The 7236-nt window shown below is 62.6% G+C and carries 5 protein-coding genes; 2 read left to right on the top strand and 3 right to left on the bottom strand.

What is annotated here, in order from left to right:
* Positions 1-317: 317 nt before the first annotated feature.
* The 3 genes from V6M61_RS06955 to V6M61_RS06950 form a co-directional block, all read right to left on the bottom strand.
* A complete protein-coding gene (locus V6M61_RS06955) occupies positions 318-3692 on the bottom strand; it encodes a CHASE domain-containing protein (protein ID WP_332775840.1) in 3375 nt (1124 codons plus the stop codon).
* 685 nt (positions 3693-4377) lie between these two features.
* A complete protein-coding gene (locus V6M61_RS21015) occupies positions 4378-4548 on the bottom strand; it encodes a glycoside hydrolase family protein (protein WP_442957741.1) in 171 nt (56 codons plus the stop codon).
* A 50-nt stretch (positions 4549-4598) separates the two neighbouring features.
* Entirely contained in the window at positions 4599-5156 is a 558-nt protein-coding gene (locus V6M61_RS06950) for a tyrosine-type recombinase/integrase (protein WP_332775839.1), read from the bottom strand.
* Positions 5157-5532: 376 nt separating this feature from the next.
* Here V6M61_RS06950 and V6M61_RS06945 point away from each other — a divergent pair, with 376 nt between their 5' ends.
* Positions 5533-6102: a methylated-DNA--[protein]-cysteine S-methyltransferase gene (locus V6M61_RS06945; protein WP_332775838.1), complete on the top strand. Its 570-nt coding sequence runs from the start codon at positions 5533-5535 to the stop codon at positions 6100-6102.
* Positions 6103-6222: 120 nt separating this feature from the next.
* Positions 6223-7110 (top strand): helix-turn-helix transcriptional regulator, encoded by an 888-nt coding sequence (locus V6M61_RS06940; RefSeq protein ID WP_332775837.1) that lies wholly within the window; start codon positions 6223-6225, stop codon positions 7108-7110.
* The last annotated feature ends 126 nt before the right edge of the window (positions 7111-7236 follow it).

The raw sequence follows: 7236 nt of genomic DNA, 5'->3' as shown, positions 1-7236 counted from the left end.
TGCCTCAGCGTCGTCCAGTTCGCTCGAAGCCGGCGTGGCCGTGAGAATCTTGTGAAAGGCCTCATGGATAGAGGGCATGTCGTCAATCAGCAAAATACGCTGGTTCTGAAGCGGGTTCATGGCTAGGTCTCCATTGTGTTGATCGGAAGTTGCAGCGTGAAGGTGGCGCCCCTGCCGGGGCCGTCACTGTGGGCAGTGAAGAGTCCGACCCAAAAACAAGCAAGCAGTCGTTGGGAAATCCCGTATTCCTGTGACATGGCAGGTTCTCCTGGGTAACAAAAATCATCGGTTTTTGTTTTCGTTGCGGGATCGGACTCCTATTCTGGTTCTGTCGCCTTCCCGGCGCATGCTCCAATCGGAGGAGATGAGCCGACGGTTTCGCTGGTATGGGGATCGTCCTTTTCGTGCACGCAGCGCGCATCTTCCGTTGGCGCAGGCAACGCCAGCGTGAAGCTTGCACCGTGGCCACGCCCGTCGCTAGAACCGGTCAATGTGCCACCCACCTCCCGGGCCCAATTGGCGCTCAGGTGCAGGCCGAATCCGTGCCCGTCCCGCTTTGTCGTGAAGCCGTGGCTGAATACGATCGGCAGTTGTTGCGGATCGATTCCTTCGCCATTGTCCCTGACCGTCAGGCGCACCCACCCCTCAACGCGGGCCGTGCTCAGCCAGAGCTGTTTGTCCGCGCGAGACGAATTGCGCAGCGCCTGCACGGCGTTGATCAGCAGGTTCAACAGGACTTGCAGAATCTTGTGCTGCTCGACGCTCACGGCTCCCATGTAAGCGTAGTCCTGATGCAGCTTTATGCCAAGCGCCTCGAAGGTAGGCCGGCTGAGCTTGAGTGCCGATTCCATCAGGCCATTGGCGGACACCAACTCGCGCAACTGCGCGCCCGGTCTGGCAAGTGCCTGCTGGGCGGCGATCACCGTGCTCGCGTGCTGAACGCTGGCTCTGAGAGTTTCGGTTTCCTTCAGCACTGCCTTGTGCCCTGCCTCCAGGTGTTCACTCAGGCGCGCAACGAACTCGGGTAGCGCGCGCACACGAGCCTTGCTTGCGCCGGGGGCGGATGGGTCCTGCGCATGTTGCTCTTGCATGAATTGGGCGACCTGGCGCAGCTTGCCTAGCGGGAATTGGCGCAGTTTGTCGTGAATGAGGGACGAGGAAACGGCGACCCCCGTGAGAATGTTGCCGACGTTGTGCAGGATGCCCGTCACCATCATGGCCATGCCCGATTCGTGGGCCTTCTCCCGCAGCTGAGCCTGCGTCTGCCCCATGCGCAGCGCGGCGCGTACACGCGCACGCAGTTCCGCTGGCGAGAAGGGCTTGGCGATGTAGTCGTCGGCCCCCGTCTCCAGCCCCGCGACACTGGCCTCGTTGCCGCCGCGGGCGGTCGCCAGGATGACGGGCACGTGACTGAGTTCGGGACTGGCCTTGATGCGGGCCGTGAGACCCAAGCCATCCAGTGCCGGCATCATGATGTCGGAGACGACGACATCGATGGCGTGCTGCTGCAGCAGCGTCCAGGCCTGCTCGCCGTCCGCGGCGGTCAGCACATCGAACTCTGCCTCGAGCAGCTCGGCCAGATAGGTGCGCATGTCCGGGTTGTCGTCGGCCACCAGCACTTTAGGCATCAGAGCACGTTCTGCCGACGGCGCACCGGTGCCGGAATTGGCGGGCGTGGACTCTGGGCCGTCACCGCGGTAGCGAACGCGCAGCAGCATCGCTTCGGTGGCACTGCGGGCGCGCTCGGCGCTGGCGTTGGCATCGGCGCCAAGGCTCGCGAGTCGGTCCACGCCGCGCGGCAAGCGTACCCAGAAACGCGAGCCGTGTCCCGGTTCACTGTGCACGCCGATGCTCCCCCCCATCAATTCCACCAGCCCTTTCACCAGTGCGAGGCCGATGCCGGTACCGCCGTATTGCCGCGTGGCGGAGCTGTCGATTTGCTGGAAGCGCTCGAACAGCAACGGGATTTTGTCGGCCGGGATGCCGACCCCGGAGTCCGCCACCGCGAATTCGAAGCAGCCGTCGTCGACGCATGTCGCCTCGACGCGGATCCAGCCGCCTGCGGGGGTGAACTTGAGCGCGTTGCTCAGGAAATTGAGGACCATCTTCTCGAAGTGCCGCCGGTCCAGGCAAACCTTGTCGAGAGCGGGATCGACGTGCCAGGTGAGCGAGCAGGGCTTGCCTTCGGCGACTACGGCCGCATCCCCGGCCAGGCCGGAAACCAACTCGACCAAGTCGACAGCCTCCCAATGCACCTGGAACTTGCCCGCTTCGGATTTGGAGAAATCAAGGATGTCGTTGACGCGGTTGAGCAGCAGCAAGGCGTTGCGCTGCGCGCGCTCGAGCTGCGACCTCTGACCGACGGTGGGTTGGTCTGCGCGGAGCAACTGTTCCAGGGGTGCCAGGATCAACGTGAGGGGCGTGCGCAACTCGTGGCTCACGTTGGCGAGGAACTCGCTCTTCGCCTGGTTTGCTGCCTCGGCGGCGTTCTTCGCCTGCTTGAGCTGCGCTTCAAGCTTCGTGCGCTCGGCGATTTCCGCCTGCAGGCCATGGTTGGCGTCGGCCAGATCGCGTGAGCGGCTGCGGTTCAGCGACGACGACCACACCACCGCCGAAAACAGCACGCTTACCAACAGCCCACTGACCAGGATGAGGAGGGGCTTTTGCGCGTCGATGGTCGCGTCGAACGCGGGCAGCGAACTGAAGTCCAGCGTCCATTGGCGCCCATTGAATTCGAAGGCTCGGCGGATACCGAAAGCCGGCACTGTCTTCTGCGTCTTGGCGGATTCCTCCAGGCTGTCATACAACAGGCTTTCCGGGGAGATCGCCGTGCCGTCGAATATCTTCAGACGGATGTTGGGCAGTGCCGCCGGTCCAAGGGTGCCTTGCAGCAAGTCGCGCATCCGGAACGGGGCGTAGACATAACCGGCCAATGCGGCCCTGCGCTCCTCAACGGTCCGGAGCACATCACCCTTCTGGAAAACCGGCAAGTACATCAGGAAACCTCTTTGTGCCGCTTGATTCGTTTCCTGGACCAGCTTGACTTTGCCCGACACCGATGTCCGGCCGCTATCGCGGGCGCGCTCCATCGCTTCGCGGCGCACCGATTCTGAGAACATGTCATAACCGAATGCGCGCTGGTTACGCCAGTCGAAAGGCTCGAGGTAGATGATGGAGGTATATTCAGTGCGTTCACCAGCGGGCCGAATCGCGTATTCCGGGAAACCTTCGGCTCGAATTCTCCTGGTATGCGCTTCATGCTGAGCCGAAAGAATCCGCTCGGAAAAGCCAATGCCTTGAATGCCGGGATAGTTCTTCTCGATATGAAGGGTGCTTACATAGCTACCCCATTCGTCTCGCGTAACGACCTTGTTTGCTGCGAACAATCCAACCCCACCGCGAAGCACCTGCTCGTAGGCCTGCAGGCGCCGCTGAATGGCAACGTTGCCTTCGGCAACATTGACATCGAATCTCTCCTGAGCGATTTGCTCGGCCTGCGTCACCGAGCCGCGCCACGTCCATAGTGTGGCGGTGAGCAGCAGCCCAAAGGTAAGCAATGGCCATACGACGATGGCGCGGTGGCTTGCCGCTGGCAGCACATGCGTGCGGACAAGGCGTCCCGGTTGCCGCAGGCTGCAGGTTGCAAGCCAGTCCTGGAGTGTATGGAGCACCGTGCGAACGGGATGTTGCATTTGGGCCTCGCTTGACTTCAGCGTGGATCGTCCAGTCTCACGTTCAGCGCCAGATCCACATGAGCGCCATAACGTTCTTCGACTACGTCACGGAAGCACCTGACCCCGCGATCGGGCCGGCCGAGGACGGATCCACCGTGCCGAAGGTGAACATCACGACTGGCACGAAAAACGTAGCCGGCTCAGCACGCCTCCTGCGAAACACTTCGTCCCCGCCCACCTTGGGCAGGTGCATGTCCAACATCACAACCTGGGGCTGCGCCTCGATGTCCCGAGCGCTGTGGCGGCCTGTGCAAAAGAGGTATGCCAGGGCCTCCACGCCATCCACGGCAACTTCAATTTGGCGGTGGTCAACCCCGATCACAACGATTCAACTCTCATGCGCGCCGTCGGCGACTGCGCAACCGTAAAAAACTCGACTTTCGCTTTGCCCGCTCCGTTTTTGTAACAAAACATGGTTTTTGTTGCCTGGATGTATCCTAATTAGGCAAATAAATAAAATCAACAAAAAATAACTAAAAATATCATTTTTGTCAGTTATGTCACGCAAAAACCCAATAAATCACAATCCTGAACAGTAGATTGATTACCTTTGTCTTATAGAAATCCGGCTTCACGCGTGGGCAAGATCAGGCAGCCTTGCCTGCACGGCAAATCAATGCCACCTCGGCCTCTCGCCGCAGCGTCAGGCCTCGCAGGACGCGGTCGCCGGCCTCGTTCCACTTTGCAGTTCGGCGGGCACAGCAGCCCACAGGCTGGCATTGACGCGTTTGCGCAGGGTGCTTGCCCGAAGCTGGCCAGATCCGAGGTTGAAGGCGAAATCGATTAGCGCAGCCAGGCGCTCCGGGCTGTCCACGCCCCGGGCACAGCTTCATCACGGCCGGCAGGTAGACGGTCCTGGCCGAGCTATGACGTCCGCCATCCAACGCTGTGCCCCGCTGAAGTGGCGTCATGCCGGGCATCATCCTCTGAATGCAGGTTGATGCTGGTCGTGCTGATATTGGCATGGCCCAGGTTGTCTCGGACCACTTTCAGGTCGGTCTTTTCGCTCAGGTGGCTGCCGGCCGTGTGGCGCATCCAATGGGTAGAGGCCTGTTCAAGGTGCGCTGCGGCCGCTTCGAATTCAGGGCCTCGCTGGCGCAATTGGGCCGCGCTCTCGCTGAAGACAGCCTTGACAATCTCGTGGATAGCACTGCGCGCCATTGGTTTGTTGGGGCCGATGAGAGGTATGACCAGCGGTGCATTCTCACCCTCCAGCGGAAGCATGCTCAACCCTTGGGCTTCCCGGTATCGCATCAGCTCGGTCATCAACTCGCCGGTTGCTGGCACTAAACGGGTCTTGCCTCCCTTGCCAGTGATTTCCAGCCACCAACGTTCGCGCGCGTCTGTGCCGCGCCGGCTGAAGAATCCACCCATGGTCGTGCCGCAGATCTTGGAGACACGTAAGCCACCGATGTACAGCAACGAAAACAGCCACCTGCAGCGTGAAGCGTGCAGCTTGTCGCGATCACTGACTCACTGACCACCAGCATTGCCTCAATGGTGGCCTTGACGACCTCCCAATGTTCTACCGGCAGGAAGCGGCTCACGCGTGGTGCCGCCAGCTTGCGTTTGCGTCGGCTCAGGGCCAAGGGATTGCCAGCCAGATACCCAGCCTCCACCAGCCAGGAAAACATCGCATTGAAAATCGAAAGTGCCTGACGCTGGCTCGACGGGCCTAATGGCCCTTGTCAGCAGCTTGAGACGGCTGCTCCCCAAGGTTTTTGATGCCTGATTGCGCACGAATCCCAGGATTTCCCAGGCTGAGCGTTCATGCCCAGAAGCTTCCATAATCGGATCCATGACAGCCGAAGGCTTCGCGCTTTTTGACACCCCCATTGGCCACTGCGGCATCGCCTGGGGCGAGCGCGCTCTGGTGGGCCTGCTGCTGCCCGAGGACAGTCTGGCGCAGACCCGCGCCCGCATGAAACGGCTGTTTCCGCAGATGCAAGAAATACCGCCTTCGCCCGAAGCCCAGGCCGCCATCACCCGCATCACGGCCTTGCTCAACGGCGAGCGGGACGACCTGAGCGACATCGCGCTGGACATGAGCGATGTGCCGCCGTTTCACCAGCGTGTGTACGAGGTCGCCCGTGCCATTCCACCGGGCCGCACGCTGACCTATGGCGAAGTGGCTGCCAAGCTCGGCGAGCCGGGCGCGGCGCGCGCCGTGGGCCAAGCCCTGGGCCACAACCCCTTCGCGCCCATCGTGCCCTGCCACCGCGTGCTGGCGGCGGGCGCCCGCTCGGGCGGCTTCTCGGCCGGTGGCGGCGTGGCGACCAAACTGCGCATGCTGCAGATCGAAGGCGCGCAGATTGGCGGGACGCCCGGCCTGTTCGATGACGAAGTTTCAGCGCCGAGAGCAACATGAGCGCTGCCGAACCATCCCAAAGCGCGAAGGCACAGCAATTTTTCGCCGGGCCGCCCCAAGGAAAATTAGCCCCCTCGGGGGGGCAGCGAAGCACACGAAGTGGCGAGCGTGGGGGCTAGTTTGACTGTTACCGAACTGCAGTCCGGCCCCATCCAGGTGGTGGACTATCGCTGCAGTGCGGGGCCCGACGCCAAGCCCTTTACCGAGCTGCACCAGGGCTACTCGGTCGCGTACGTGCGCAAGGGCAGCTTCGGCTACCGGGTGCGCGGCGAGTCGTACGAGCTGGTTGCCGGCTCGGTGCTGGTGGGCTACCCGGGCGATGAATACCTGTGCACGCACGACCACCATGTTTGCGGCGACGAATGCCTGGCCTTTCATCTCTCGCCGGGCTTTGTGGATCTGATCGGCGGCGACACCAACACCTGGCGCACCGGTGGCCTGCCGCCCTTGCCCGAACTCATGGTGCTGGGCGAGCTCGCGCAGGCGGCGGCCGAGGGCCACAGCGATGCCGGGCTGGATGAAATAGGCCTGTGGTTCGCGTCCCGCTTTGTGGACGTGGTGTCGGGCCGCAAATCTACGCCGCAGCCGGCAGCCGCCCGCGACCGCCGGCGCGCCGTGGAGGCGGCGCTGTGGATCAACGCCCATTCGCACGAAGACATCGCCCTTGACCGCGCGGCCGCCGAGGCGGGCCTGAGCCCGTTTCATTTTCTGCGGCTGTTTTCGCGGGTGCTCGGCGTCACGCCGCACCAGTATCTGGTGCGCTCCCGGCTGCGCCACGCGGCGCGGCTGCTGGCTGACGACGACCGCCCCGTGACCGATGTGGCGCTGGACGTGGGTTTTGCCGACCTCAGCAACTTCGTGCGCACCTTCCACCGTGCGGCCGGCGTGTCGCCGCGCGCCTTTCGCCAGGCCGCAAGACAGGGGCTGAGAGGCGAGCGCAAGATTCTCCAAGACCGCATGGCCGCGCTGATCGATGATGGCCGCCTGATTAGGGCCTGTTCACACTAATTGTGGAGGTGCGAAGGGGTTCCATCGGGCGCAAATCAAGGCGCCTGCCGCCGCCCGCACTGATGTGCGGGCAAGGTAGGCAACGCCGAGTTGCGCCCGATGGGACCCCTTCCCTTCGGGTTGCGA

Source organism: Polaromonas sp. (assembly GCF_036676035.1).
Taxonomy (GTDB): Bacteria; Pseudomonadota; Gammaproteobacteria; order Burkholderiales; family Burkholderiaceae_C; genus Polaromonas.
This window is presented reverse-complemented; position numbering and strand designations above follow the sequence as displayed.